This window comes from Hymenobacter bucti, assembly GCF_042681145.1.
GTDB lineage: Bacteria > Bacteroidota > Bacteroidia > Cytophagales > Hymenobacteraceae > Hymenobacter > Hymenobacter bucti.
Genome location: NZ_JBHUFD010000003.1, coordinates 445,954 through 470,816 on the forward strand (window position 1 = coordinate 445,954; position 24,863 = coordinate 470,816).

General features: G+C 64.6%; 23 protein-coding genes. 4 read left to right on the forward strand and 19 right to left on the reverse strand.

What is annotated here, in order from left to right; translation table 11 throughout:
• The 14 genes from ACFSDX_RS09555 to ACFSDX_RS09620 all read right to left on the reverse strand — a co-directional run.
• The coding region (locus ACFSDX_RS09555; RefSeq protein ID WP_382313124.1) for a contractile injection system tape measure protein at nucleotides 1–2,312 on the reverse strand (2,312 nt) is incomplete at its 3' end.
• A gap of 6 nt (nucleotides 2,313–2,318) precedes the next feature.
• On the reverse strand, nucleotides 2,319–4,610 hold the full coding sequence (locus ACFSDX_RS09560) for a hypothetical protein (protein ID WP_382313125.1): 2,292 nt from the start codon (nucleotides 4,608–4,610) through the stop codon (nucleotides 2,319–2,321).
• A gap of 177 nt (nucleotides 4,611–4,787) precedes the next feature.
• On the reverse strand, nucleotides 4,788–5,672 hold the full coding sequence (locus ACFSDX_RS09565) for a hypothetical protein (RefSeq protein ID WP_382313127.1): 885 nt from the start codon (nucleotides 5,670–5,672) through the stop codon (nucleotides 4,788–4,790).
• A 51-nt stretch (nucleotides 5,673–5,723) separates the two neighbouring features.
• Complete coding sequence (locus tag ACFSDX_RS09570) at nucleotides 5,724–9,479, reverse strand: hypothetical protein (protein WP_382313128.1); 3,756 nt, start codon at nucleotides 9,477–9,479, stop codon at nucleotides 5,724–5,726.
• The gene (locus ACFSDX_RS09575; RefSeq protein WP_382313129.1) at nucleotides 9,479–9,916 is read right to left on the reverse strand and encodes a GPW/gp25 family protein; all 438 of its coding nucleotides are present in this window, start codon (nucleotides 9,914–9,916) and stop codon (nucleotides 9,479–9,481) included. The genes ACFSDX_RS09570 and ACFSDX_RS09575 overlap by 1 nt, the downstream gene beginning before the upstream one ends.
• A gap of 5 nt (nucleotides 9,917–9,921) precedes the next feature.
• Nucleotides 9,922–10,221 (reverse strand): PAAR domain-containing protein, encoded by a 300-nt coding sequence (locus ACFSDX_RS09580; protein ID WP_382313131.1) that lies wholly within the window; start codon nucleotides 10,219–10,221, stop codon nucleotides 9,922–9,924.
• A gap of 52 nt (nucleotides 10,222–10,273) precedes the next feature.
• On the reverse strand, nucleotides 10,274–12,022 hold the full coding sequence (gene vgrG, locus ACFSDX_RS09585) for a type VI secretion system tip protein VgrG (RefSeq protein ID WP_382313785.1): 1,749 nt from the start codon (nucleotides 12,020–12,022) through the stop codon (nucleotides 10,274–10,276).
• Nucleotides 11,934–12,749 (reverse strand): CIS tube protein, encoded by an 816-nt coding sequence (locus tag ACFSDX_RS09590; protein ID WP_382313132.1) that lies wholly within the window; start codon nucleotides 12,747–12,749, stop codon nucleotides 11,934–11,936. Before ACFSDX_RS09590 ends, vgrG begins: the two co-directional genes overlap by 89 nt.
• Nucleotides 12,750–12,807: 58 nt before the next feature.
• Nucleotides 12,808–12,987 carry a DUF5908 family protein gene (locus ACFSDX_RS09595; RefSeq protein WP_382313133.1) on the reverse strand — a complete coding sequence of 60 codons (180 nt, stop codon included), beginning with the start codon at nucleotides 12,985–12,987 and terminating at the stop codon, nucleotides 12,808–12,810.
• Between the two features lie 12 nt (nucleotides 12,988–12,999).
• Entirely contained in the window at nucleotides 13,000–13,458 is a 459-nt protein-coding gene (locus ACFSDX_RS09600) for a phage tail protein (protein WP_382313134.1), read from the reverse strand.
• Between the two features lie 2 nt (nucleotides 13,459–13,460).
• Entirely contained in the window at nucleotides 13,461–13,925 is a 465-nt protein-coding gene (locus ACFSDX_RS09605) for a phage tail protein (RefSeq protein ID WP_382313135.1), read from the reverse strand.
• 53 nt (nucleotides 13,926–13,978) lie between these two features.
• Entirely contained in the window at nucleotides 13,979–16,000 is a 2,022-nt protein-coding gene (locus ACFSDX_RS09610) for a phage tail sheath C-terminal domain-containing protein (RefSeq protein WP_382313136.1), read from the reverse strand.
• Nucleotides 16,001–16,038: 38 nt separating this feature from the next.
• Nucleotides 16,039–17,229, reverse strand: coding sequence for a hypothetical protein (locus tag ACFSDX_RS09615; RefSeq protein ID WP_382313137.1), 1,191 nt, complete (start codon nucleotides 17,227–17,229; stop codon nucleotides 16,039–16,041).
• 5 nt (nucleotides 17,230–17,234) lie between these two features.
• A complete protein-coding gene (locus tag ACFSDX_RS09620; RefSeq protein WP_382313138.1) occupies nucleotides 17,235–17,810 on the reverse strand; it encodes a Pvc16 family protein in 576 nt (191 codons plus the stop codon).
• A gap of 381 nt (nucleotides 17,811–18,191) precedes the next feature.
• On the opposite strand from ACFSDX_RS09620, the gene ACFSDX_RS09625 reads away from it, so the two are divergent.
• On the forward strand, nucleotides 18,192–18,950 hold the full coding sequence (locus ACFSDX_RS09625) for a GAF domain-containing protein (RefSeq protein WP_382313139.1): 759 nt from the start codon (nucleotides 18,192–18,194) through the stop codon (nucleotides 18,948–18,950).
• Between the two features lie 82 nt (nucleotides 18,951–19,032).
• Here the strand turns inward: ACFSDX_RS09625 and ACFSDX_RS09630 are convergent, their stop codons facing one another.
• Nucleotides 19,033–19,365 (reverse strand): hypothetical protein, encoded by a 333-nt coding sequence (locus ACFSDX_RS09630; RefSeq protein ID WP_382313141.1) that lies wholly within the window; start codon nucleotides 19,363–19,365, stop codon nucleotides 19,033–19,035.
• A gap of 744 nt (nucleotides 19,366–20,109) precedes the next feature.
• On the opposite strand from ACFSDX_RS09630, the gene ACFSDX_RS09635 reads away from it, so the two are divergent.
• The gene (locus ACFSDX_RS09635) at nucleotides 20,110–20,391 is read left to right on the forward strand and encodes a hypothetical protein (protein ID WP_382313142.1); all 282 of its coding nucleotides are present in this window, start codon (nucleotides 20,110–20,112) and stop codon (nucleotides 20,389–20,391) included.
• 22 nt (nucleotides 20,392–20,413) lie between these two features.
• Here ACFSDX_RS09635 and ACFSDX_RS09640 read toward each other — a convergent pair whose 3' ends face one another.
• From ACFSDX_RS09640 to ACFSDX_RS09650, 3 genes are read right to left on the reverse strand one after another with little or no spacing between them, the layout of a single operon-like run.
• Nucleotides 20,414–20,815, reverse strand: a complete 402-nt coding sequence (locus tag ACFSDX_RS09640; RefSeq protein WP_382313143.1) for a hypothetical protein — start codon at nucleotides 20,813–20,815, stop codon at nucleotides 20,414–20,416.
• Nucleotides 20,816–20,841: 26 nt separating this feature from the next.
• Complete coding sequence (locus ACFSDX_RS09645) at nucleotides 20,842–21,213, reverse strand: cupin domain-containing protein (RefSeq protein ID WP_382313144.1); 372 nt, start codon at nucleotides 21,211–21,213, stop codon at nucleotides 20,842–20,844.
• Nucleotides 21,214–21,223: 10 nt separating this feature from the next.
• Nucleotides 21,224–21,484 (reverse strand): Kazal-type serine protease inhibitor family protein, encoded by a 261-nt coding sequence (locus ACFSDX_RS09650; protein WP_382313145.1) that lies wholly within the window; start codon nucleotides 21,482–21,484, stop codon nucleotides 21,224–21,226.
• Nucleotides 21,485–21,650: 166 nt separating this feature from the next.
• On the opposite strand from ACFSDX_RS09650, the gene ACFSDX_RS09655 reads away from it, so the two are divergent.
• Complete coding sequence (locus tag ACFSDX_RS09655; RefSeq protein ID WP_382313146.1) at nucleotides 21,651–22,235, forward strand: CsbD family protein; 585 nt, start codon at nucleotides 21,651–21,653, stop codon at nucleotides 22,233–22,235.
• A gap of 149 nt (nucleotides 22,236–22,384) precedes the next feature.
• Complete coding sequence (locus tag ACFSDX_RS09660) at nucleotides 22,385–22,807, forward strand: YtxH domain-containing protein (protein ID WP_382313147.1); 423 nt, start codon at nucleotides 22,385–22,387, stop codon at nucleotides 22,805–22,807.
• 366 nt (nucleotides 22,808–23,173) lie between these two features.
• Here ACFSDX_RS09660 and lysS read toward each other — a convergent pair whose 3' ends face one another.
• Nucleotides 23,174–24,700, reverse strand: a complete 1,527-nt coding sequence (gene lysS, locus ACFSDX_RS09665; protein WP_382313148.1) for a lysine--tRNA ligase — start codon at nucleotides 24,698–24,700, stop codon at nucleotides 23,174–23,176.
• Nucleotides 24,701–24,863 lie beyond the last annotated feature (163 nt).

Sequence of the window (24,863 nt, forward strand, 5' to 3'; positions counted from 1 at the left end):
CTGGGCGCCAGCGCGGCGGCGGCGCTGGTAGGCGCAGCGCTGGCAAAAGCTAGGTAAGCCTCGCGCAGAAATTGGCCCAGGCGAGCTCCCCCGGCCGCCTGGCCGAGGTAGCGGTCGAGGGCCGCCAGGGCGGGGCGGGCCACCTGCCGCCGCCCGCGCCCCACACCAGGGGTCGGCAGTAGGGCGTGCAGCAAGCTAAAATCGGCCAGCCGGGCCAACTGCTGCTGCACGGTGGCCTCGTGAGCGTGCTGCCGCAAAAACCCGTGCAACACTGCCGGCTGCCGGGCCAGCTGCTGCAGCGTGCGCCCTAGGGTCTTGGCCGCCACGGGGGCCGGCTGCCACCATGGGGCCTGCCCGTGCCGCAGGTAGTGCAGTAGCAGGTTCTGGGCCGCTAGCGCGGGCGCCGCCTGTGGCCCTGCGCCGGGCGGCTCCGTGGGTGGCGCGGCCCGCAACAGCCCGGCAAAAGGCGCGGCCGCTAGCGCTGGCCACTGCGGGGTCAACCCGCTGAGCTTGTGCCAAGTAGCTCGCCTAGGTAGACCCTGGGTGGCGGCCAGCTGCCATACCACTGCCTCCGACAACGCCCCGGCCGGGCCGAAATGGGCGATTAGGTACAGCGTTTTTAAGAAAGCCGCTAGGCGCGGACTACCTACCGCGCCCGTGGTCAGCGTTGCCAGCCCGGCCGGGTCACCAGCCCGCCGGCCGGCCCGCACCGGGCCCGCCAGCAGCAGATGCAGCGTTGCCCCGTTGGCTACGGCCAGCAAGCGCGGCCACACCGCACTGGTGGCCGCTTGCCGCCGTAGCAGCAAGGCCACGGCTGCCGGCTGCCGTGCTACCACCCAGCGCATCAGGGGCCTTAGCCAAGCCAGCGTCGCCGTGGTCCCGCCCGCCAGCAGGTAGCGAAAAACGGCGGCCTGCGCCTCGGTCAGGCTGCCCGTCCCGGCTAGCTCGTAAGCCGGGGCGGGCACAAAGCGCTTGGCCGGCCGTAGCAGCCGCCCTAGGGTGGCGCGACGGGCCATTTCAAAGCTGCTAGCACTCCGCGGGTTGCTAGCAGATAATGAGTAAGTCTCCGGCGACAGCAGCGGCGTGGGGAGCGGGCGCTCAGGTCGGCTTTCTAAATGGCTGCCGTACCCGCCAGGCGGCGGCAACGTGGGGCGCGGGGCTGGGTGCAGCAGTAGCTGCTGCTGGGCCGGGGGCAAGGCCCCCGCCAGGGCGAGGGCGGCGGGACCTAGGCCGCCCACCTGCTGCCCCAGCCGCCCCAGCGCCAGCCGGCCCCGGCGCAGCACAGCCGCCAGCGTGGCCACCAGGGCCGCCTGCGTCAGCGGCGGGCCGACGGGTGGCAGCGAGCCGTGCCGCAAGTAGTAGACCAGCGCCGCGTAGTTGTCGGTTGCGGAAACAACATTTCCGCTAACAAGTAGCTGGCTGGTGGCAGCGTGCGAAACTTCAGCTGCGGCCTGCGCCTTTTGCAGCCCCTGAATGATGCCGGGTAGCGTGGCTGCCCTGGCGGCTACCGGCAGGCTGACCAGGGCGTAAGCAGCCGCTAGCTGGCGTAGCAGGGCCGGGTAGCTCAGGTTGTAGCGCGTGGCCAGCTGGCGAAGCTGACGCTCCACAAAAGCCGACCGGTTGAATTGGGTTTGCCGGCCCAGCAGGTCGGCCAGTGCCAGCTCGTGCAGCACCCGGCGCAGGGTCACGGTGCTAGCCGCCAGCAGCGGGCGGTGGTAGTGGGCCAGCAGCGTGTCGCGCAGGTAAGCTTGTACGAAGGCCGCGTGCGTGGGCTCTACCAAGCCTAGCAACTGACCCAGCGTGGGCAGCGCCAGCTGCTGGGCCAGCCGCTGCCGAGGCGGCAGCCAGCGGCCCACCTGCGCCAGCAGCGCGCGCAGCGCGGCCGGCTGCTGGCGTAGGGCGTGGTCGATGGCCGTATCCAAGTCAAAATCAACGGCATTGGTTGACCAGGGCAGCCGGCCATTCAGCAAGAAGTAGCGAAGCGAAACCAGCCCCTCAGTGGCCAGCGCGGCGGGGTTGGCGGCGGGCGCGGGGGGCAGTGCCGCCAAGGCTTGGCGGAGCGCGGTGCGGAGGTAGTCGGGCAGGTCGAGGGCCAGGCGGTGGGCTGCCACGGGCGGCAGCTCCAGCACTAGCTGGGGCAGGCGCAGCAGCAGGTCGTGCAGGTCGTGCTGGGTTAGCTCACTGCTGAGCACGGCTAGCAGGCTAGCCTGAAAAAGCTGGCTGAGGCGCTCGGGTAGCGGCCGGGCTAGAGCGGCATCGGGGGCGCCTACTTCCAAGCGCACCTGCTGGATATGAATGCGGGACGGGGCCATGCGGGGCTACGCGGGGGCGGCTAGCCGTGCTAGCCGTTGCAGAAAGTGGTGGGCGGCGGCCTGCGCGGCGGGTAGCGCCGCCTGGTCTTCGCCGCTGGCATTGAGCAGGCCGCTGGCGGCGGCCAGCGCCGCGTACAGCGCCTCCCACTCGCGCATGGCCGGGCCACCGAGCCACCGAATATTGACCAGCATATAGGCCGGTGCATGCTGCCGGATGAGCTCTTCGAGAAAAGCCTGGCTGTCGGCCACCCGCGGCGCGCCCGCGCCCGCTGCCTCGGGCTGAAAGCGGCCGGCCTCGGCCGGCAGCAGTACCGTGGCTTGGTAATGGTAGAAATCGGCGTGGTCCGCGTCCGCGTTGTCGTCGGGGGCAGTTTTGGTGGGCCCGGGAGCCGGCGCGGCTGCTTCCGTATCGGGCAGTTCGGCCGCCGCTGCGGGGGCGGGCAGCTCGGCCGTAGGCTTGAGTACTAGGTGGTCGAGCAGGCTGAAATACTCGTCCTCAGCCTCGCGCTCGGCCGAAGCCGGGGCCGCCGCTTTGCGTGGTAGCGGCACCAGCCCCGTCAACAAAAACAGAAACAGCTCCAAGCCCGATTCGGCGGTAGCGCCGGCCTCGGTAGTGGCCGGTAGCCGCGCCGCCGCCCGGTGGTAGGTGGCCCGGTTGAGGTGGTGCAGCAGCTGCTCGTAGGCAGCGTTGGTAGGGTCGGGGTCGGTGGCCGGCCGGTGGCCCTGAGTAGCGGGCCGGTGCAGCTGCGCGGTGTAGCCGAAGCGGGCCAGCAGGTGCGCCAGAAAGCGGTGGCGGCGGTCAGGCGCGTCGTGCGTAGTGGCGGCCGCTATCCTAGGTAGGCTCTGGCGATAGGCGTTGGCCGGCTGGTCTTTATACGCCTGCCAGCGGTCCTCGGCGGCGGGGTCGCGCTGCCAGCTTTCGTCGGGGCTGATGCCGGTGCCCGGTAGCAGTGGGGCCACGTAAGGCACCTCATAAAGTGAGCCCGGGTAGTAGGTAGCCGGCTGCGGACGGGCCGAAAAAAAGTCGCCCACGTGCTCGAGCTGCGCGCAAAAATCGGCCAGCAGCTGGTCAAACAGCAGCAAATACCCCTTGAGCTGCATGATGTAAGCGCGGTCGGGGGCCGGGGCCTGGGGAGGCGGCCCCTCTTCGCCCACGCCGTAGAGCACGGGCAGCAGCCGCTGCACCGAGTCGTACTGCCCTAGGGCGGCGTACGGGGCCGCAGGCAGGGGCGGCAGGCGCAGCTGGTCGGGCCGAGCCAGCAGTACCCGGTTGGCGGTGCTGCGCAGCTTACCATAAGCCCGCAGCACGCGCGCGGGGTCGAAGGCCAGCGGCAGGCCGTGCTGACTGACGCGCAGCTGCTGCAAGGTGTCGGCCGCCGCCAGCTCACCTAGCTCGGTGGGGCCCAGCGTGAGCCGCGCTACTTGGGCGGGGCGTTGCGAGTTAGCCCCGGGGGTGATGAAGTGTAGCTCGTGCAACAAGTAGACGCCCGGCACCTGCTCCACTTGGCGCAGCAGCGCGCCCACTTCCAGGTTGGTGGGGCGGGGCGCAAAGAAATTCTCCGCAAGCAGCAGGTAATGGGCCCGCGGCCCGGCAAACAGCTCGTCGGGCGTGTGGCCCTGGGCCAGCAGCTCAGCCACTGTGGTGGTGGGTACGGCGGGGGCCAGGGCCTGGCCCAGGGCCAGCAGCAGCTGGGCCAGCACCGGCGTGGGCTGGTGCCCGGCCGCCAGCTCGAGGTGGCCGCCCACCACCACCGGGCGGGGTTGCAGCACCGTGGCCCGCCCAAACAGCTCGCCTAGGTTGCGATGCCGGTTGAGAAAGCCGAGCACCTGGGCCGCCAGCGCGCCGTCCGCCACCACGTCCTCACCGGGCAGCGGCGAGCGCCGCGCCAGCACCACTTCGTAGTGGCCGGGGGCGGCCGGGGCCGCCAGCACGCTCACCCAGGCATTGCGGAGCTGGCCGGGGAACTGGTCGAGCAGCAGCTTCTTGTAGTCGTTGGGCGTGACGGGGTGGTTGGCGAAGGCGTGGTGGGCGGGCACCAGCAGGCCGGCGGCGGGCGGCCCGGGGGCGGCCGGGGCCAGCAGGGTGGGCACCGGCAGCGCGGCCCGGTAGCCCACATCGGTGAGGGCAAAGCACAGGGCTTCGAGCAGCGTCACGCCGGGGTCGTGGTCGTTGTAGTCCGTCCAGGTCTGGCCGCTCAGCCGCTGGAGGCAGGCCAGCCCTTCGGCCCGCAGGGCGGCGTAGTCCAGGGCCGGCGGTAGCGCCTGGTCTTTGATAATGGGCTGGTAGGAGTGGAGCACAGGAATAGCGTAGAGGGCGGAAAAGCAGCGAAAAATGACCCTATGCAATGTTCGAGATGGTGTACACCTCTTTGTTGAATTAAAAATTAAGAATGATAGATTAAAAATTTATAGCTCAATGACTTGCGCTTTTTTAATTTATCATTTTTAGTTCTGTTTATGAAGGTAAAAACCACCCTAGGTGGTCGCTGGTGCGGCCGGCGCGTTCGGGGCCGGGGCCGCCCAGCCGGCCGGGCGGCGGTCATCAAAAAGCTGGGTGATGTGGTACACGATGGTGGAGCCCTCGCCGAAGTTGCTGGCCGTGCGCATTTCCAGGTTGTAGCTGTGCATCTCGCCGGTCCAGCAAAACTGAATTTTCTGAAACCAGCCCCAGAACCAGGCATTCTTGCGGTAGACGCGGCTGCGCGACTTGCCAAAGGCGCTCAGCGCAATGGCGTGGGTGAGGGCGTAGCGGCCCCGGCCCTCCTGGCCGTAGGCGGCGGCCACTATCTCGAAGGCGTGCAGGCCGTTCAGGTTTGTCAGAATCGGGTGCCACTCGCCGTCGGCTTTTACTTCGGTGGGGCGGTTGGCATCCAGGTAGTTGCCCATGCGGCCCTGGCTGGCCACAAAGCCCCGCACATCGAGCTGCTCAGCCGGGGCGGCGGTGCCCACGCCCACTTTGCCGTCGGCTTGCAGGTGCAGCCGGGGCTCGGGGGTAGGCAGTGGGGTGTCGGCGGTGCCGGGGGCCGGCTCGCCGGTCGGCACCGAGGAGAAGCTCAGCCCGGCCTGGGTGCCGGCGGGCGGCAGCTCCATCAGCCAGGCGGGGGTGTTGGCCTGCTTGGCCTGGTCGTTTTGGTACAGCGCGAGCAGGCGGGCGTTGTCGTCGGCGGCCACCACCTGCCAGCCTTCGTCGGGGGTGTAGGCAAAGCCGTCGTCCACGCGGTTAATGGCCGAGTCGATGAGGGCCGCGAAGTTTTCTTCCGTGGGCAGGCTGCCTTTGCGGAAGTAGGCTTTGAGCTTTTCGCGGCTCTGCACCAGGCCGAACGACGGCTTGGCGGGGGCGGGGCTACCGGGGGCTTCCATAGTAATGGCGAGGAGTTAGTATGCTAAAGAACAATTGGTAAGCGAGCGGGCTCAAAAGTCGCAGGCCACGATAAATTCCGTGCCCACGCCCAGGCTGCCGATGCCCGTGGGGGCCGGCTCGGCGGCCGGCAGCGGCAGCTTCTGAAACCCGAAGTGGTGGCTGGGGGCCGGTACCAGCACGGCCCAGGGTACCAGCGCGCCCAGCTCGGGGCCGGGCTGGGTGGCGGGCGGGCGGGCCGAGTCGTAGAGGCGGTGCCGCTGGTCGAGCAGACCCATCTTGAGCACCGAGAGCTCCGCCGTGCCGGCTACGTAGGGCAGCTGGTTGATGAAGGCCTCGATGGCCGGGGTGGTGAGGTGGCGGTGGAAGCCCCCGCGCTGGGCATGGCCTTGCCAGGGCGACAAAAAGGCGCTGACGGCCTGCCGGAGCAGCCGCTCGTAGTGGGTGGCCGGGCCATCGGGGCCCGCCTTCAGCGCCACCAGGCTGCGCACCTGCACCTGCTCGTAGCTGGCATTGATGACCTGGAGCTGCACGGCGGCCGGGGCCAGCGCTTGCAGGTAGGCCTGCATTTCGGCCAGCTGCCCGGCCCCGAACAGCGGCCGCGGGCTGCCCGGCACTAGGTGGGGCTGGGGCAGCACCACCAGCCACACCTCGCCCGGCCGCCGCGGCCGGTAGGTGCCGGGCGCCTGGCCCAGGCCATCGGCGGGCACGGGCTGGTCGGCCGTCAGGCACTTGGCGCTGTGCACCATCGCAAACTGGCCCAGCACTAGGCGCTCGTAGTCGGAGGGCGTGAGGGCGCGGCCGCGGTGGCGCAGCTGCTCGCTCACGCGGGTGTAGTAGGCGGGCAGCAGCTCGGCCGCCCGCCCCCCAAACGAGGGCCGGGGCTGCACCACCGCCGCCAGGCGCGGCTGCGGCACCGGCAGGCGCGTGAGCTGGCCGGCGGCCAGCGGCTGCTGGTAGGGGGCGGCGGGCGTGGGGCCATCGGTGGTGCGCCGGGCCCGCACCAGCTGCGCATAGATACCCTGCACCTGCCCAAACCAGGCATTGTCGCCGTCCGCGCAGGCCCGCAGCCAGCACTGGTCGGGCGGCAGCAGGGTTTGGGGCGTGGTAAATGCATCGTCGGGCAGCTGCACCTGCACCGCCAGGCTGTTGGCAAAGCCCGGCGTGGTGAGGGTGGTTTCGCTGGGGGCAATGGGGACCCACGCGTTGCCGTGCAGGTATTCCCAGGTCGGCATGGCCGGGGCGCCTAGGTCGGCCTCGGCAGGCACGCTCAGGTCAAGCACCAGGGTCACGAGCTGGCCCGCCGCCTCGGGGCTGAGCCCCACTAGCAGCCGCCGGTCGTGGTCGAAGGTAGTGAGCAGTAGTATCTTGTCCGTGGTGGGCTTGTATTCGCCCAGCGGAAACAAGTGGTAGAAGCCCGTGGGGCCCGCCGCCTGCTGCTGCTGGCTGGGCACCAGCGTTTCCTCGGCCTCGTAGCCCAGGCTGAGCTGGCCCAGCAGCGGGGCCAGGGGCGGGGACGGCAGCGGCCGAGGCTGCGCCGGGTGGCGGGCATTGTAGCGGGCGGCCTCGGCCAGCGCCGCCGGGTACTGCGCGGCCCCGAAGCCCTGGGCTGGGCCCACCAGCTCGAGGCGCACCAGGCACGCCGCGTCGAGGGGGGCCGGGGCGGGGTTGAGGTAGCCGGGGTGCGCCAGGTGCAGCACTACCTGGCTGGCCCAGCGCCCCTCGGCCCGGCTCGGTAGCAGGCGCTGGGGGCGGGGCGGCATGGGCTGCCAGCGGTAGCCGGCCTGGTAGCTGGCCGCCACCCGAAAGTCGTCGTCGGTCACCGCCGCGCCGTAGCTCGCGTAGTACGCCCCTAGGCCTTCGGGCGGTAGCTGCTGCCACCCTAGGGACAGGGTGAGGTGCGTGAGCTTTTTGCCCAGTACCTCGGGCACGGCCACTTGTAGAAAAGCCCCCGGCAGCGCCTGCGCGCCAAACGGGTAAAACGGCGCCTGGGCGTTGAGGCGGCCCACCTGGTTGCTCAGCGCGGCCGGGCGCAGCTGCTCGACCCGCACGCCGATGGTCAGCAGGCGCGGCTCCAGGTCGGCCAGGTACGAATAGCCGTAAGGAGTGGCGGCGGGGTTAAGCAAAAACCGCAGTACCGGCTGGGTGGTAGTCAGGCGGCGGCCATGCCGGGCGGCCACGTAGCCCCCCACGGCCGGCTGGCCGGGACCTAGGTGCAGGGTCCAGGTGAGGGTGTGGGCGCGGGTATCGAGGGCTAGGTGCTGCACGGTTAGCGGTAGCCAGCCGGCTGGCCCGGTGGCGTGCACCTGAAAAACCCCGAACAGCAAGTCCTCCGCGGCTTTGACCTGCCGGCTGCGCTGTGCGGCGGCGGGCGTGGCGGCTTGGGCGGGCGCAGGCGCCACCAGCGGCTCGCCGGGTTTCAGGCCGATGGTGAGCAGCCGCTCCAGGCTTTCGGCGGTGGTGTGCAGGCGCACCGTGATGGTGCGGTAGCCTTCGCGCAGCGCCAGCACGGGCGCGGCCACCGCAAAGCCTACTTCGGCCGCCGTCATGGGCGGGCTGCCCGGCAGCGGCCCGGCCGGGTCGGCCCCGAATACCGGCCAGCCCGTGGCCGCCGGGTCGGGGTAGTGCGCCATGTAAATGCCTTCGACGGGCCGCTCAACCGGCGTTTGGGTTGCCCCGTGGGCGGGCAGCAGCGAGCTGGTGGCGACCGGCGGGGGCGCGGGCGAGCCCACCGGCGGGGGCGCGGGCGCGGGCGGGCGCACCAGCAGCAGCGTGGCCAGGGAGGCGACGCGCCAGTTGGCCAGGGGCGCTTCTTCGAGGGTGGCAAACCGGATGCGCCGGCCGGCCTCGTCCTTGCCCGCCTCCACCAGCGTGCGGGCCGGCAGCCGGTAGTGGGTGGTGCCCTTGGCCAGGCTGAAGCTCAGGTACACCTCGTCGGGTTGGCTGGGGCGGGGTTGCATGCCCAGCACCTGCTGGTAGTAGTGCTGGAGGTGCCGGCGCGGAATGTCGTTCAGCACCTGCTGCGCGTGGCCGTAGAGCTTCAGAAAAGCCACCAGCAGCGCCACTTCGGGGTGGTGGTCGTGGCGGGAGTCGAGGTCGTGCGCCAGCTGCTCGGCGGCCACTTCGGCCAGCCCGGCCTGCACCTGGCTTACCTCTTGCAGCACCTGCGCGAGGGTGTCGATGCTGGCGGGCAGCGGCGGGCCTGACCTCAGGGCCGGTACGCCGGCCGGGGCCACGCCAAACTCGGCCAGCAGCGCGGGCGTGAGGTAGGCGGGGCCGGCCGGGGCCGCCGGGTTGGCCAGCCGCTCGAGCTGGGCCTCTAGCCGCGCGGCCTGGCGCAGGTAGGGCCCTAGGTGCTGCATCGCCTGCCGCAGGGCGCTGGCAAAGCCGCGCGGCTGGTGGTCTTCCTGCTGGTGCTGCCAGCTGCTGAGGGTGGTGGCCTCGGCGTGCAGCTGGGCTAGCAGATACTGCGCCTGCGGCAGCGGCCCGGCCACGCCGGGGGCGGCCGGCGCTTGCAGGTAGGCGGCCGCGGCGGCCGCCCGCTGCTCGGTGGGGTGGGTGGCCGCCAGGGCCAGCAGCAGCAGGCTGCGGTGCTGGGCCAGTGCCCAGCCGCCGGGGTCGTGGGCCGCCGGGCTGGTGTAAAACTGCACCTGCTCGGAGAACTGCGCTACGTAGGCCAGCAGCTCGGCCAGGGTGCGCCCGTCGAGGGTGAGCTGCGTGGGCAGCAGGGCCGGCGGCTGGCGCTCGGCCTGCGAGGTGCCGCCGTTGCGAAAAAATGGCGCGGCCGCAGGAGCATCGGCGGGCGTCATTAGAGCGGGGCGGTGGTGGGGGGCAGCAGCGTGGCCTCCTGCAAGTAAAAGGGAAACACCACGTTGTGCCGGCTATTGAGCGTGCGAATGGTGTACGCTACTTCCAGCAGCAGCACGCCATCAGTCAGGTGGCTGGTATTCACCTGCACCGGCCCGGCCACCACGCGCGGCTCGAAGCGCAGAATGGCTTTGTTCACGACATCCTGCAAGCGCGTGAGCTGCGATGACACCATGTTTTCAAACAAAAACTGCCGTAGGGCGCAGCCGTACTCCGGGTTCATCACCCGCTCGCCCGGCTCGGTGTGCAGCAAAATGTGCAGGCTCTGGTCGATGTCGGCCTGGGCCTGCACTAGCGCCAGCTCCTTGCTTTCGCCGTCGAAGCGGGGCGGGAAATTCCAGCCCTGGCCCAGAAAAGACGGATAGTTTTCCTCAGTCATGGCGCTTAGCCCCCGATTAGTACTGTGAAACAACCTAGCTCGATGGCGCCACCGTGGGCGGTGGCATCGCCCAGGCGGGCCGCCGGGCGCCCCCCAATCAGCACCGTAGTCGAGCCGGCCACCACCACGTCGGGCGGCCCCACGCACAGGGCCTCGTCGCCCAGCACGGCCGCGGGCAGCTTGCCAATGAGCACCGTGGGCACGCCCGGCCCCAGCACCGGGCCGCCCACGTGCGGAATGGGGGGTACGCCCGGCGTTACCATCGGGCACACGTGCAGGTCGGTGAGGCGGGCAGCGGGCGGCATTATATGGTAGAACAAGTGGTTAGGTGAAGTGGTGAAGCTGGGGCGGGACCGCTCAATTAATCATGACCAGCGCGCCCTTCACGGTGGTCATGGCCTCGCCCGTGAGCGCGGCGGTGCCGCTGCTGCTCAGCGCCAGCTCGGCCTCGGCGGTGGCGCTTATGGTGAGGGCCGTGGCTTGCAGCGACTCGCCGGCTTGCAGCGTGAGGCTGCCCAGCGCTTTGATGGTAATGTTGGTGTCGGCGCTCAGGCTCAGGCTGGTTTTGCTGGCAATGGCGACGCCCTCTGCCGACAGCGTGACGGTGTTGCCCTGCTGGTCGGTGAGCGTCAGCCCCAGGGCTTCATCGCTGATGACTAGTTTGTTGCCGCCGGGGGTTTTAAGGGTTATGATTTTCTGCTCGTCGTCGAGCTCCAGGGTGAGCTGGCCTTTGGTGACGATGGCTTTTTTGCTGTTTTCCTGGTCGGGGGTGTAGGCGGGGGCGCGGCCGCTGCTGTAGAGGCTGCCCAGGATGACGGGGTAATGCACGTCGTCGCCCAGGAAGCCCAGTAGTACTTCATCGCCCACTTCGGGGTAAAAAAACAGCCCCGCGCCGGCCGAGGCGTAGGGCTGCGCCAGGCGCACCCACAGCTGGGCATTGGCGAGGGTGGCCACGGTTACGTGCACCCGAAATTCGCCCTGCTCGTCGTTGTGGGTGGCTTTTACCACGGCGCTGTACAGGCCGTGCATGCCGGTGGCCAGGTTATTGGCCGGGGCCGGCGGGGCCACGTCGTGGTGGCGCTCAACAAACCACTGCTCGTCAGTGCCCAGCGTGGCGTGGGTTTTCCAGTCGCCGCCCCCGATGGTGTGCGTCACGCCCGCCACAAAGCCGGTGCCGTCGAAGCTGCTGCCCAGGCCGCTGAGGCTCACCAGGCAGCCGGGCACCACTAGCGCGGTGCCGGCCAGCTCCACGGTGCCCTGCACCTTGGCCAGCACGCGCTTGGCCAGGCAGGCATCGGCTAGGGCTTGCAGGGTAGCCTGGCTCACGTTGGCCGCCGTGCGGATGACGTAGGTGGTCTGGCCTAGCGCCCCGGCCAGCGCGGCGCTGGTGGCGGTGCCGGGCGTGGTCAGGCCGGGCTCGTTGGCGGTGGCCGTCAGCTGCTGCTGGGTGGCCGCCGACCACGAGTGCGCCTCAACGCCCGCAAACTGGGTGCGGGCGTCGAGACGCAGCGCGAAGCTGTAAAGGTTGGTGCCGTTCACGAGGGCCGCCACCGGCTGGCCGGCCGTCGTCAGCGGCAAGGTCGAAAACTTGCCTAGGTCGCTGAGTACCAGCTGGCCGTTGGCCTCGGCCTGGGTCACGACGAAGTCCCAGTCGGTGCGGTTGAACTGCACCAGGTCCGCGGCCTCGCCCGCGGTGGCCGCAATGTCGGCCTCTAGGTCGGAGTACGTGTCGAGTATTTGCCCGATGGCGTCGCTGGTGGTCTGGGCCAGGAAGGCGGCGGTTTTGCGGCCGCCCATCATTTTCACGGCCGCGTCCTTGCACACCACCCGCAGCAGCATGCCCTGAGTGCCCTGCGAGGTAATGGCTACTTCCACCACTAGGCCTTTAAAGAGCAGTTGGTTTTGGCTGTCGTAGCCGGCCTGCACCTCCACCAGGGTTCCGGCGGCCAGGTTGTCGGCCTGGCTTTGCAGGGGCACGCCGGTGGCGGGGTCGCCGTCGAGTAGCTCTAGCCGGGCCTCACTGAGGCGATTGATGCCCTTGGTAATCGTAATCGTCAGGATGCCGGGCAGCGCCTGGCCATTGGCCGTGACTGCGAACGTGACCAGGCCGGCCGATAGTGGAGTGGGAGGAAGAGGCATGGACAGCCGGACCCAGCGGGCCCGGAGTAGAAGCGGAAAGAACGAGGGGTGGGAAGTACAGCACCGTGCCCGGCACCAGCCGGCCTAGGTGCATCAGGTGGTTGCGCTGCGCCACCTGCAAGTAGTACTGCGCGCTGCCGTAGATGCGGAAGCAGAGCTGCGGCAGCGTGTCGCCAGCCTTCACTAGGTGGCGGTGCGAGAGGTCGGCCGACTGGTTGTTGGCGTGCAGGGCGAGGTCGGCGGGGTCGGTGTAGCTCACAAACGCCAGGTCTACCTTGGCCCGCAGGGGCGTGCCATCGGGCCGAAATAGGCTGTAGTTGACCGTGAACGTGGTGAGCCGGCCCTTAAATAGCAGCGTGCCCCAGCTCACCTGCACGAAGTACGGGCTGTGCTCGGCGCCCTGGTAGTCGAAGGCCAGGTCCTTGAGCTGCTTGATTTCGGCGCTGACCTCGATGGTCTTACCATCGATGGCGCGGGTGCCATCAAGCAGCAGGCTAAACGAGAGCGGCCCTTCGCTGGCATTGATGAAGCGCGGCGTCTCGCCGCCCACCCCCGTCGGCTGCGACGAGTCGTAGGCGTTGGTGCTGGTGCGCGAAAACGACTCCGGGTTCAGAAACACGTAGTACGGCGCGGTCGCCGGCTTCTCAAACTTGCCGTCGAAGAAGCCTTGCAGCGACATCTTAACTAAGCCCATGCTAAATAAGTAGTTGGGAGAAAACTCAATAAGCCAAAGTCAACCACTAGGTGGCCACCTAGCGCTCGCGCCGCCGCTGCAATTCGGCCAGCACTTGCTGCACGCAGGTGCGCGCCAGCTCCTGCTGCCACTGGCGCAGCTCGGCGGTAGGGGCGGGTGGGGTAGCGGGCGCACTCGAGCCCGCCACCTGGTCTTGCACGGTTACTTTGATTACTAGCTCCCGGATTTCGATGGGCATACCTAGGACGTACTATACTTTTTGAAAGTCGGAAAAGGCAAATTCCAGGGTTTCGATGGCCAGCGCGTTTTCCTGCGCCTTGAAGTCGCTCATACTCCACTTCACCGGCCAGGCCTCCCGGAATGACCAGGCGGCCAGCGGCGTGCCGTCGGCTCCGAGCAGGCTCAGCAGCACGTTGCGGGGCATGATGGGCGTGGTGAAGTTGCTGCTCAGCGTGGCATTGCACCAGCTGGCCAGCTCCGACTGGCTGCTCACGAAGCCGCGCTTCAGCACTAGGTTGCTGTGCCTGGCCACGGTGGGTAGGCGGTGCTTGTAGGCGTTTTGGCCGCCCTCGCGCACTTCCTCCACTTCCCATTCCACGCCAAGCCCGGTCGCTTCCTGAAAGGCATTGTCGAGGCCCGAGCGAATGCCCTCGAACTGCACCTGAAAGTAAAACGCGCCCGGCGGGTAGTAGGTAGGGTCGTCGGCCATGCTTAGCCGTTGGCAATGACGAGCGACTCGTAGGCCAGCTCGATGGTTTCGATGGCCGCCTCGTTGCCATCGGCCTTCAGGTCGGTGCCCTGGATTTTGGTGGGCCAGGCGTTGTTGAGCGTCCAGGTCATGGTGGGCGAGCCCGATTCGTCGAGCAGCTTGATAACCACGGTGGTGCGCTTGATGGTATTCATCTTAAAGGTCGAATACCAGGCCCAGAACTTGTTGTCCTTCACAAAGATACCCTTCTTGAGCGTCACGTTGCCCACCTTTTGCAGGCCGGGCATTTTGATGGGCGAAAACACCTTGCTGTTGCCGTGCCGGTACTCGATGGCCTGCGTCTCGGAGTCGAGGCCACTCACTTCATGAAACGCGCTGCCGATGCCCTCGCCCAGGCCGTCGACCTGAAAATAGAATTTGGGGAGGGGCCACACTGTCTGACTTTGGGCGCTGCCGTCGTCTGCCATGGTTGTAAACTAGTAAGGATGAGTTGGGTAAGTGAGTTGCTAGCTGAAGCAGGCTAGGAGGTTTGCATTTCCTGCTTGAAGGTGAGAACGATAAATTCGGCGGGGTGCACCAGGGCCACCAGCACGCTCACGTTGAGGTAGCCGTCGAGGATGTCGTTGGCGGTCATGGTGGTGCCTAGGCCTATTTGCACGGTGTAGGCCTCGGCGGGCGTAGCGCCGGCCAGGGCGCCCTGCTTCCAGAGATTGTTCAGGAAGTTGTTAATCATGCTCTTCATAGTCGTCCAGGTGTTGGCATCGTTGGGCTCGAAGACGTAGCTGCGGGCTGCCAACTTCACCGACTGCTCAATCATAATCATGGTGCGGCGCACGTTGATGAAGCGCCAGTCCTGGCTGTTGCCGTCGAGGGTGCGGCCGCCCCACACCATCGTGCCCATCCCCCGGAAGGTGCGAATGGCGTTGATGGACTTGCCAGTGAGGGCATCCACGTTCAGCGTCTCCTGGTTCAGGTCGCTCAGCGAGATAGTAGGAGCCACCACGGCGTTCAGGCTCACGTTGGCGGGGGCTTTCCACACGCCCCGGCTGTTGTCCACGGCCGTGTACACGCCGGCCATGGCTGGGGCCACGGGCATGGTATTGAGGTAGCGGGCCACCACCGTCATGGCTAGGGCATACGCCGGAAACTGCGCCACCAGGGCGTTGTTGATGTACAGCTGCTTGTCTTTTAGCGCTTTGCTATTTTCAGTATCGCTATTTTTAGGGTTGGCCTTGGCTATTTCTGTGGTATCAAACAGGATTTTGGCCTGCTCAAAAATATTTTGCTTAGGGTCGCCCAACTTCAGGCCCGCCACCTGCGCGGTGATAGTACTACCACCCGCCAGCGCCGCGCCTACGCTGACAATGTTGGCCGTGATAGCCGCCGCCGCCGCCGCCGCGTCGCTGTCAGCCTTGATGGCCGCCGCGGCGCTTTGTGCGGCTTGTTGCTTGGATTGGGCCGCCGTATTGGCCGAGGCTGCCGCTTTGGTTTGAGCGGCGGCGAAATCTTGCTGCGCCTGCGTATCCGCGGGATTGGTTGCCAGGGTAGCGCCCTTCTTGTCCCGGTCCGTGGCATCGGTGGCGGCCGTGTCAGCATCGGTAGCGGCCGCGTCAGCATCGGTGGCAGCTTGCGTAGCGGCCGTGGCGGCATCGGCGGCAGCTTGCGTAGCCTTCCCGGTAAGGGTCGCATTCAGGCCCGTAACAGCCTTGACACTACCAGTAAGGGGGCCAGCGGGCGCCTGGTCGGGGTTCAGCGCCGTTTTCAGCGCATCCAGCGCGGCCGGCGTCAGGTTCAGAAACGATACATCCGCTTTACTATCCAGGATGCTGGTTTGCACCCACGGGAAATAGGCAATGCCGTAGTTCAGGTTATTCTGGCCTACGCCCTCCCGAAAGTTGTTGATGGTACCCTGCTGGTCCATCTGCGTAGGCTTCGTCACGGCACCCTGGTACACGTCGAACAGCGCCACCCGGCTTTGCACCTGCGCGCAGTGGGCGAGCATGTACGTCATTACCTGGTTGTAGCCATCCTTGTCGAGGCGCATGGCATCGGGGCACAGCAGCATGGTCGGGTCCTGCTCATACACCAGCAGGTCGATGGCATCCTCAAAATGCTTGGCATCGCTGTCGCTGTCATCATAAGGGCCTACCGACACGACATAGCAAGTCGAGCCCCCATTCTGATAAAACAGCTGCATGGCGCTGTAGAGGTAGTAAGGCGTAGTAGCTGGCACCAGGTACTGGGGCTGCGTGGCCGTGCTCGATAGTTTGAGGCTGCCCGCCTCCACCACGCCGGTACCAGCACTGGCAGGCAGGGTATTTTGCAGGTCGAATGTCTGCGTATAGCCCGCCCCAAAATAGTCCTGAAATTCTTTCAGCGACTCCACTTTCGTCGGGACATTGCTGAGGTCTTTGCCCTTGTAGCTGGCCCGCTGCGTGTAGCCGATAAAGGCCGGAATGGCCGTGTCTACTCCTACTACCGAATTGGGGAAAGCATTCTGCTCAATGGTGTAAACACCAGGGGTTTTGTACTGAGGTTGCATGAAGCGAGAGTGAGGAGAGTTTGCCAGTTGTTTTCAGGTTACAAGTGTACAAACAGGTCCGTGATTCCCAAGCTTTCTCTACAATTATTTCTATATTTATTTATATTGTCATGATTTTGAGGCCGGAAGCCAGTTGGGCCCGCCTGGGGCAGGGCGGGGCACAGCACCTGCGGCGGGTTATTGCCCGGCTGCGGCAGCACCAGCCGGTAGGGCAGCGTGCGGTAGCGCTGGCGTAGGGGCTGCGCGGCGGTGGCCCGCCAGCTGGCCACTGCCCCGCGGGGTACTTCGGCCGCCGGCCGCCGCTCGAAGTGCACCGCGGGGCCAGCCGCGGCGCCCACTACGGTGGCCCGCTCAAGCACCGCGGCCGGCTGGTGGTGGGCCCACAGCGTGTACTGCCAATACGTGGCGCGCGCTGCAAAGCCCAGGGTATACTCGGCAGCGGATAGGGGCGCGGGCGGCGCCGGGCCATCCAGCACCAGCACGCCCCAGGGCGCGGGGCTAGGTAGGTCATCGGCGTAAAAGCGCAGGGGCGCGGCGCTGCCAGCCTGCAACTGATAAAAGCCGCTACCTAGGCCCCGCAAATCGAGCAGCAAGCTGGCGCTTTGCACGAGCGCGGCTGGTGGCGGGCCCTGGCCCGGGCTCACCGGCACCAGCTGCCAGGCTTGCCCCGCCGGCACTAGCTGCAGCTGCTGGCCCGCCGGGGTTAGTAGCCTAGGTGGCACCCCCGGCCCCACTAGCAGCAATTCTTGCAGGGGCCGCCGAGCCACCTGCGTCAGGGTGCCGGCCGTGAGGCCGTCGGGCGCGGGCTCGTAGGTGGTGGGCAGCGGGCCATCTGGTGGGGGCGGGTCGGCGTCGGGGAGCGGCCCGTCGGGTGAGGGCGGGTCGGTGGTGGGCAGCCTCAGTTGCGGATGCAGGCAGAAAATGTGCCCCGCCGCCGGGCGCAGGGCCACGTCGCTGTACGCAAAAAACGCCGGGTCTTGCGGATACAGGCCAAACAGCAGCGGAAACAGCCCGGCCAGCTGAGCCGGCGGCGGGGTAGCCGCGTCCTCTGCCGGGCTGCCGTACAGCACCACGAAGCCATCGGGCTGCGGCTTGAAGAGCAAGCCGGCCCGGCGCAGGCGCTCGGCGCAGGCGGGCAGGGGCCGGGCCACCAGCCCGAGCAGGCGCTGGTCCAGGAAATAGTCGTGGCGCAGCACCACGCGGCGCAGCACCTGGTAGCGGGTGGGCATGGCAGCTAGGGGCGAGTGCTGGTGGTGGTGAGGCCAGGGATAAGAATGGGCCGGGCACTGGGCTGCCCCACGCCGTCCTGAATGCTGATGAGCTTGAGCTTGTACACGGCGCCGGGCATGTACTTGGTACCCAGCATGCCCCACAGGTAGCTCCACTCTTGGTAGCTCGTCGTTTCCAACTCCACCACCAGGCGCTCAATGTCTTTATCAAGGCGCGGGGCATTCTGCGGCGTAAAAACGCTGTGTCCCTGAAAGAAAGCCAGCGTACTGCTCAAAAACCGCAGCGCATCCTGGTACTCGCTGAAATTAGCGGCCACCAGCACCCGCAGGCTAAGCCGCAGGGGCGGGTTGAGGCGCAGCTCGGAGCTGCTGCTGCCGCGCTCGGCCGGCAGGTTGCGCATGGTAGCTTCCGGCTCCAGGTTGATGAGCGTCAGGCTCACCTTGTTCAGGAGGTCGGTAGCGGCTGAGCCATCAGCGTTTACGTGCGCCGACAGCACCGCCTTAGGCTCCAGGGGCTGGTACACCGTGTTGAAATAGTCGTTCAGCTCATTCGTGAGGAACGATAACGCTTTGTAAATCACAGCTGGAAGATTAGGTGGTTTTCGCTGGTGCGGGTAGCTGCGTTGCCCGGTTGCCCGGGCTCCTAGGCAGCGGCAGCGCCTAGGTAGCGGTTTTTATCAGCAGAGTAGGCAGCCGGTTGCAGCGGGCGGGCAAGGTAAGCTTGCGCCCTGATTATCTGTGGCTGACTTGCTTATCTCAAGACGCTTCGAGCTTTAAGCAGTTACTCCAAAAGCCGCGTACTTCCTCCGTAAATATTGAATTAAGGGTGGAATGATGATGAAGTAAAAGGGGGGTTAATTGAACATTATGCCACTTAAGTTTGTGGTTAGCAGTATATAGTACTATAAGTTATTAATAATTGTATTTATCATTTTTTCAGTTGTTCTTTCCCAGGCTTTGTTATGATGCCACTTGCTGCTGCTTCCTGGCTACTACCAGCTAATGAAACTGAGCGCCTACGAGCGCTGCACCACTACGACGTGATGCCCACGCAACAAGAGCCGGTTTTTGATGCGTTGGCCCGGCTCACCGCCCAAATCTTTAGCCTGCCAATTTCGCTGATTGCGCTGGTTGATGCCAATGAAGTAGCTTATAAGGCCAATCAGGGCTTGCCGGGGTTACGGCACCAGCCCCGCGAGGAGGCTATTTGTGCCTTGGTAGTGAGCCAGCGCACCTCGTTGATATTAACGGACTTAACCAGGCCTGACCAGCTGCAGCGCTTAACCACGACGGCCTTGGTAGCCGCCCAGAACAAGAACCTGCAGTTCTACGCCGGGGCTCCGCTGCACACGCCCATTCGCCACCTCATTGGCACGCTCTGCGTGATAGGGTACCAGCCGCGCAGCTTCGGGGAGGAGGAGCGGCACCTGCTGGAGCAGCTCGCCGGGCTGGTGAGCGAGCTGATTACGATTCGGCACGTCTGCCTCACCCATCAAAAAGTAACCCAGCAGGAGCGGTGGCAGCGGCTGCAAACGCTGCTGGCAGAAGAAGTAGGGCAGCTGGGCGTGCTCGTGCACTACTTGCAGGCTCAGTTTGGCACCAAGCCGCCCGCGTGCCTAGGTGTGCTAAAGCCCGTGGCCCGGCGCCTCGAAGACCTGCACCAGCTCCTGCAAAAAAACCATCCCGGTCCTATTTGGTATGCGCCAGCTGCCGTGGCCTAGGGCCGCGGGGACATCCGCCAGCGGCAACGCGCACTTGCCGCTCACGGCGGCAGCGGGAACTCAGATTAAGATTGAAGAGCGGCTAGTGCCTGCTACGAGCAGGGGCAGCCACCTTAAAAGTACCCCGCACGGTGCTGCCCGCGCCGGTAGCAGTAGCCGGCAGGACACCCGAAAACCGGCCGGTGAGCCCCCCGCTCCGCAGGCGCGTAAGCTTGCCGCGCAGGTCGAGGGTGTAGCTCACACTGGTGTAGCTATCCGCCACGTTGCAGGTGTAGGTGAGGAGCGATAAGCGGTACGCTGCATCGGGGGCGTCGGCGGGCTTTTCGTAGCTGACCAAAAAAACGCCATTTCCCGCGCTGAAGGGGCGGTGCCCAATCTCAACGTCGAGGCCCTGGCGGGCAGCAGGGGTACCCATGCCAGGCAAGGCCCTAGCCGGTACGCGGAAGTGTCGGCCTCCTAGGGAGTAGCTAGCCGAATTAATTGCTTCAGGCGCACAGGCGGTCAGAAACAAGCAGGCTACTAGCAAGGGAAAAGACTTGCACATGGGAATGTAACGGAAACAGACAAGAAAAAAGGGTAGAGGTACCAAATAACTATATAAACCAGCGCTTGGGCCGCGCCAGCCCCGCCGGAGGCACTGCCGAGGAGCAGTGGCCCAGGGGCTTAATCATTGGTAATGAGCGGACTCTAGGCACCCGGCGGCCCGTCAATAAACCTGCGCAGTGCCGCTGGTGCTGATATGGTAGCTACCACCACGGGCGAGCAGATGAGCAAGCCTAGGAGCCATGCTAACGCCAGGCAAGCTGATGCTAGCGATAAAAAATAAAAAGATTAAAAAATTATTGCGGCACCGGTGGTAATTGCAGATTACAAAGGCGGTTTTGAAGTATGCTAATCCGGCCCTGGAATAGTAGTTAACTCATGGTAATCACAATGGAGAAAATAGTATTTTTATAATAAGCATCAGCACGGCGAACAGGACTTAACTGCTAAGCTTTGGTAGTATTATAAGCCAATAAGCGGCCTATTTTTGGCTGCTTGCCAGGCCGCATAGGAGGTGTTAGGGTAATGTAATTATTTGCAGTAACTTGGTCACACCAACAGTTCCTGCCCACTATAATTATTCAGGTCCGTGCATTACTCATCCTACTCCGTCGCTGTGCCCGCCCAGTCTGACAACACCGTCTACCGATTTCGCCTGAATGCCTGGGGGATTATATTGATTTACCAATGCCTGGTAATGACGCTGCCCGCGCTCAAGCTCCTGCACGTACCAACGGTAAGCAGCTGGTCCTGGCTCTGGATTACGCTGCCCATCTGGGCCCCAAGCGCGCTGCTGGCCCTGGTTTTGGGCGCGGAGCAACTGGCCAGGCTGGGCAAAGCCAAGGCGGATGGCCAAGAGCACAGCTTGGCCATGGAGCCCAGCGCGGCAACCTACTAAAGGGCCCGGCGCCCCCCAATGCCTAGCCGGCGGCCCAGGCGCGGGCTTCGGCCAGCAGAGTAAAATGCCGAAACTCGTAGGCCAGCCCCGGCACGGCCGTCTGGTACATACCGTTGATGATGAGGCGGTTCAGCGCCTCTTCCGATTCCAGGTGCGCAAAGCGCAGCACCCCCAGCTCGGATAGGGGCTGCAACACGGCGCTGTGGGTCCACTCCAGGTCTTTGGGCCGCACGGGCCCTAGGTGGCGGTCGTCGGCGACCCAGCCCGTTACGCGGTGCTGCCGCGCCAGCCGCAGTGCTTCCACGAGCGCGGTCCGAAAATCGGTGCTCCCGGCAAAGCCTAACCATTCGGTTTCGAGCACGTTGCGGGGGCCGGTGTGCAGCAAGATGTTGAGGAAGGGATAGGTAGCCAGGGTGGTCGTCATCAGAGCAAGAATAGTGTGGGAGGTCCTTATTCTTCCCGGTGCACGGTGGCCGGGCTGAAAGCCGGAACGCACACCGACCAGTATTCACATTCGGCGTCGAAGGGGTTGGAATACCGCACCCGCGCGCCCGCCCGAATCAGCAGCGACTCGCCGGCCTGCAGCTCCACCACGTCGCCGTCGATTTCGAAGCGCTTGCGCCCGCGCACCACGATGGTTATCTCGTCAAATTCGGGGCGCTGGTGCGGCTCGCTCCACTGCGGCGGGGCCACCATATGGGCCAGGCTGTAGGCGGCCGTACCGGTGCTGGCCAGGCCTAGGTGCTCCTCAATGAGCTTGCCATCGGTAGTAGGCACGCGGAAGGGCTGCGGATTGCGAAAGTAGTTTTTGGGGGTGGCCATGGGGGTGAGGCTAGGGGCGGGGAGGGCAGGGGCCTTGGGTAAACGTGCGGACGCCCGCGTTGCGGGCCACGCATGGGTTGGCATACGTTTGGCCGTTGCAGCCGCACACTGGTGTATACTCCATCGTGCAAATTCCGTTTGGGTTGACGCGGGCCGGGTCGATACAAGCGGTGGCGGGAGCTGCGGCCTGGGTGGCCGGGCGCTGGCAGCCCAGCGCTAAGAAAGTAGTAGCCAGCAGACCAAGCGTGCTAGCGCGGAATAAATAAGCCATAGGTGAAGGTAACGTAACGGTGGAGTAATGAAATGACTATTTCGGTCGAAAATTTACCCCGCCGCCCAACCCCTCCGAATAGGTGCCGTATAGCTGCCTACCAACGGGCGAAAGGGCCCCCTCGCCCTTCTCCACTAAAACACCTCATCACCTTTTTTTACTTCCCATGTCGTACCGCGAAGAAGATAATAACGCAGGTAAAATTGTTCTCGCTGCCCTGGCTGGCGCTAGCGCTGGCATCCTGGCCGGCATCTTGCTGGCGCCCGATAAAGGCTCGGTAACCCTCGATAACTGGAAAAGCACTGCCAAAGACTACGGTACCAAGCTGGGCGACCAATACAAAGAATACAGCGCTGAACTCGAAACGAAGTTCAAAGGCCTATCGGAGAAATTAGAAGACCTAGGCATTTTGGGTGCGGGCGGTAGCCTCAATATTGCCGGTAACTGGGACGATATCAAAGGCAAGCTGAAGCAGCAGTATGCGCAGCTGACCGACGAAGACCTAACCTACGCCGAAGGCAAAGGTGACGAGCTGCTCGGTAAGCTGCAGGAGAAGCTGGGCAAAGGCAAAGCTGAAGTAACCAAAATCATTAACGACCTCACGGGCAAAAGCGATAACCTGGCCGCCAAAGCTAAGGATGCTGTTAGCGAAGGTGCCGACAAAGCCAAAAGTGCGGTTAGCGAAGGCGCCGATAAGGCCAAGGATATTGCCGATAAAGGCGCTGACGCAGCTAAGAACGCAGCTAGCTAAGCTAGTGCTTCTTAATTAGTTTGATGAGAAGCCCCGTGCCAGCTGGTACGGGGCTTTTTTGTGGCCTACCTCAACCTCCAGGGGCACTTCGCCGTTAGCCAGCTACTTCGGTTCTCTCCTCTTTCTCACCCTTTTACTTCGTTTTACTCATGCCTAAGGACAACGGAAAAGTTATCGTTTCACTGCTGGCTGGCGCCACGGCTGGCATTGTTACCGGCCTGCTGCTAGCCCCCGAAACCGGCGAAGAATTGCGCAAGAGCCTGCGCGAGGCGGCGGGCAAATGGGGTGGTAGCCTCAGCAAGCTCGCTCAGGATGCCCTAGGTAAGCTGCCGCAGCCAGCGCCCGGCCACACCAACCCCGATGCCGCCGTGAGCGAAGACCGCAGCGCGGCCGATGCTCTCTTCAACTCGATGGGCGATGAAAGCAAAGCTGGCCGCCCCGAGCCCGGCGACCTCACCACCAGCGCCACCGGCAATGGCCGCTCGGTAGGGGGCGACGACTACACGGCCGGAGATAACACCCTCGATTACGACGGCGATGGCAGCGATGGCCGCCACCGGGGCTTTCTGTAACAAGCAGTTAGCGAGTTGCCGTAGAAATAATGCAACTATTTTTGTAGCTTTCGCAACCTCGCTGGTAGGGCACCGTTAAATATCTTACAAACGGCTTAAGTTTCAGACCTTAGGACGTTGGTCGTAAAATTGCCGATTATAGGAGCTTCTGCTGGTAAGTGGTTTAACATGCCAGTCGTAAAATCAGATAATCCATCGCAAGCTTCTACCAACTAGCTCTGGTTTAGATTTGGTTAGTCGTTTAAAAGAAAAGCCCGATACTTCTATAGTATCGGGCTTTTCGATTTTTAAGGCCGTAGCGCGAACTTCGTAGTCCGCGTTCGCTAGCGAGCAGCCAGCCAAACGCAAACTACAAAGCTCGCGCTACTATAACGCTTCGGGGCGCATTTGCGGGAAGAACAGTACCTCCTGGATGGAAGGCGAGTTGGTCATAATCATGCTCAGGCGGTCAATGCCGATACCTAGGCCCGCCGTGGGCGGCATACCGTATTCGAGGGCGCGCAGGAAGTCATCGTCCAGCACCATAGCCTCGGTGTCGCCGCGCTTGCCGAGCTCCAGCTGGTCTTCGAAACGCTGGCGCTGGTCGATGGGGTCGTTGAGCTCGGAGAAGGCGTTGCAGATTTCCTTGCCGTTGCAGATGGCTTCGAAGCGCTCGACGAGGCCGGGGTGGTCGCGGTGCTTTTTGGCCAGTGGCGACATCTCGACGGGATAGTCGGTGATGAAAGTGGGCTGGATGAGCTTGGGCTCGACGTGCTCGCCGAATATCTCATCGATGATTTTGGCTTTGCCCATGCTGGGGTCGAGGCCCACGTTGAGCTTGGTGGCCGTTTCGCGCAATGCCGCCTCGTCCATCTCGCCGATGGCCACGCCGGTGTACTTCTCGATGGCCTCAAACATGGTGTAGCGCTGCCAGGGCCGCTGGAAGTTGATTAGGTTGTCGCCCACCTGCACCTCGGTTTTGCCGTGCAGCTCCAGGGCCACGCGCTCCACCATTTCCTCCACCAGGTCCATCATCCAGGCGTAGTCTTTGTAGGCCACGTAGAGCTCCATCTGGGTGAACTCGGGGTTGTGAAACCGGCTCATGCCCTCGTTGCGGAAGTCTTTCGAGAACTCGTACACGCCATCGAAGCCGCCCACAATGAGGCGCTTGAGGTACAGCTCGTTGGCAATGCGCAGGTACAGCGTCATGTCCAGCGTGTTGTGGTGCGTTTTGAAGGGCCGCGCCGCCGCGCCGCCGTACAGCGGCTGCAGGATGGGCGTTTCCACTTCCAGGTAACCTTTGTCGTTCAGGTAGTTGCGCATCGACTGCACCAGCTGCGTGCGCTTGATGAACGTCTCGCGCACGTGCGGGTTCACCACCATATCCACGTAGCGCTGTCGGTAGCGCTGCTCGGGGTCGGTAAATGCATCGTAGGTAACCTCTTCGCCAGTAACTTCATCTTTTACGCGTCGAACCACCGGTAGCGGCCGCAGAGCCTTTGCCAGCAACGTTAGCCCCGTCACGTGCACCGAGATTTCGCCCACCTGCGTGGTGAACACGTGGCCTTTCACGCCGATGAAGTCACCTAGGTCGAGCAGCTTCTTAAATACGGTGTTGTACAGCGTCTTGTCTTCGCCAGGGCAAATCTCGTCGCGGTTAACGTAGAGCTGAATGCGGCCCGACGAGTCCATGAGCTCGGCAAAGGAGGCCTTGCCCATCACGCGCACCGACATCAGGCGTCCGGCCAACGATACTTCCTGAAAGTTGTTGAGCTCGGGGCGGTAGTTGTCGAGAATTTCCTGGGCATGAAAACTCACATCGAATAACTCCGACGGATATGGCTCAACGCCAAGCTCTTGTAGTTGCGTCAGTTTCTGGCGGCGCAGCTGCTCTTGTTCACTAAGGTGATGCATAAGTTGTCTGGACCACGAATTTGTCGGATTCTTCAGATGAGTCGGATTTTAGCTGCGCTGACTTGCAGTTGTAGCCGGCGTATCCAAAAAACCAGCCTGCGTGCCACAGGCAGCCACGTGGTATGGTAGGTAAGTAAAATGAAGTGTAAAAGTACGGCACGAA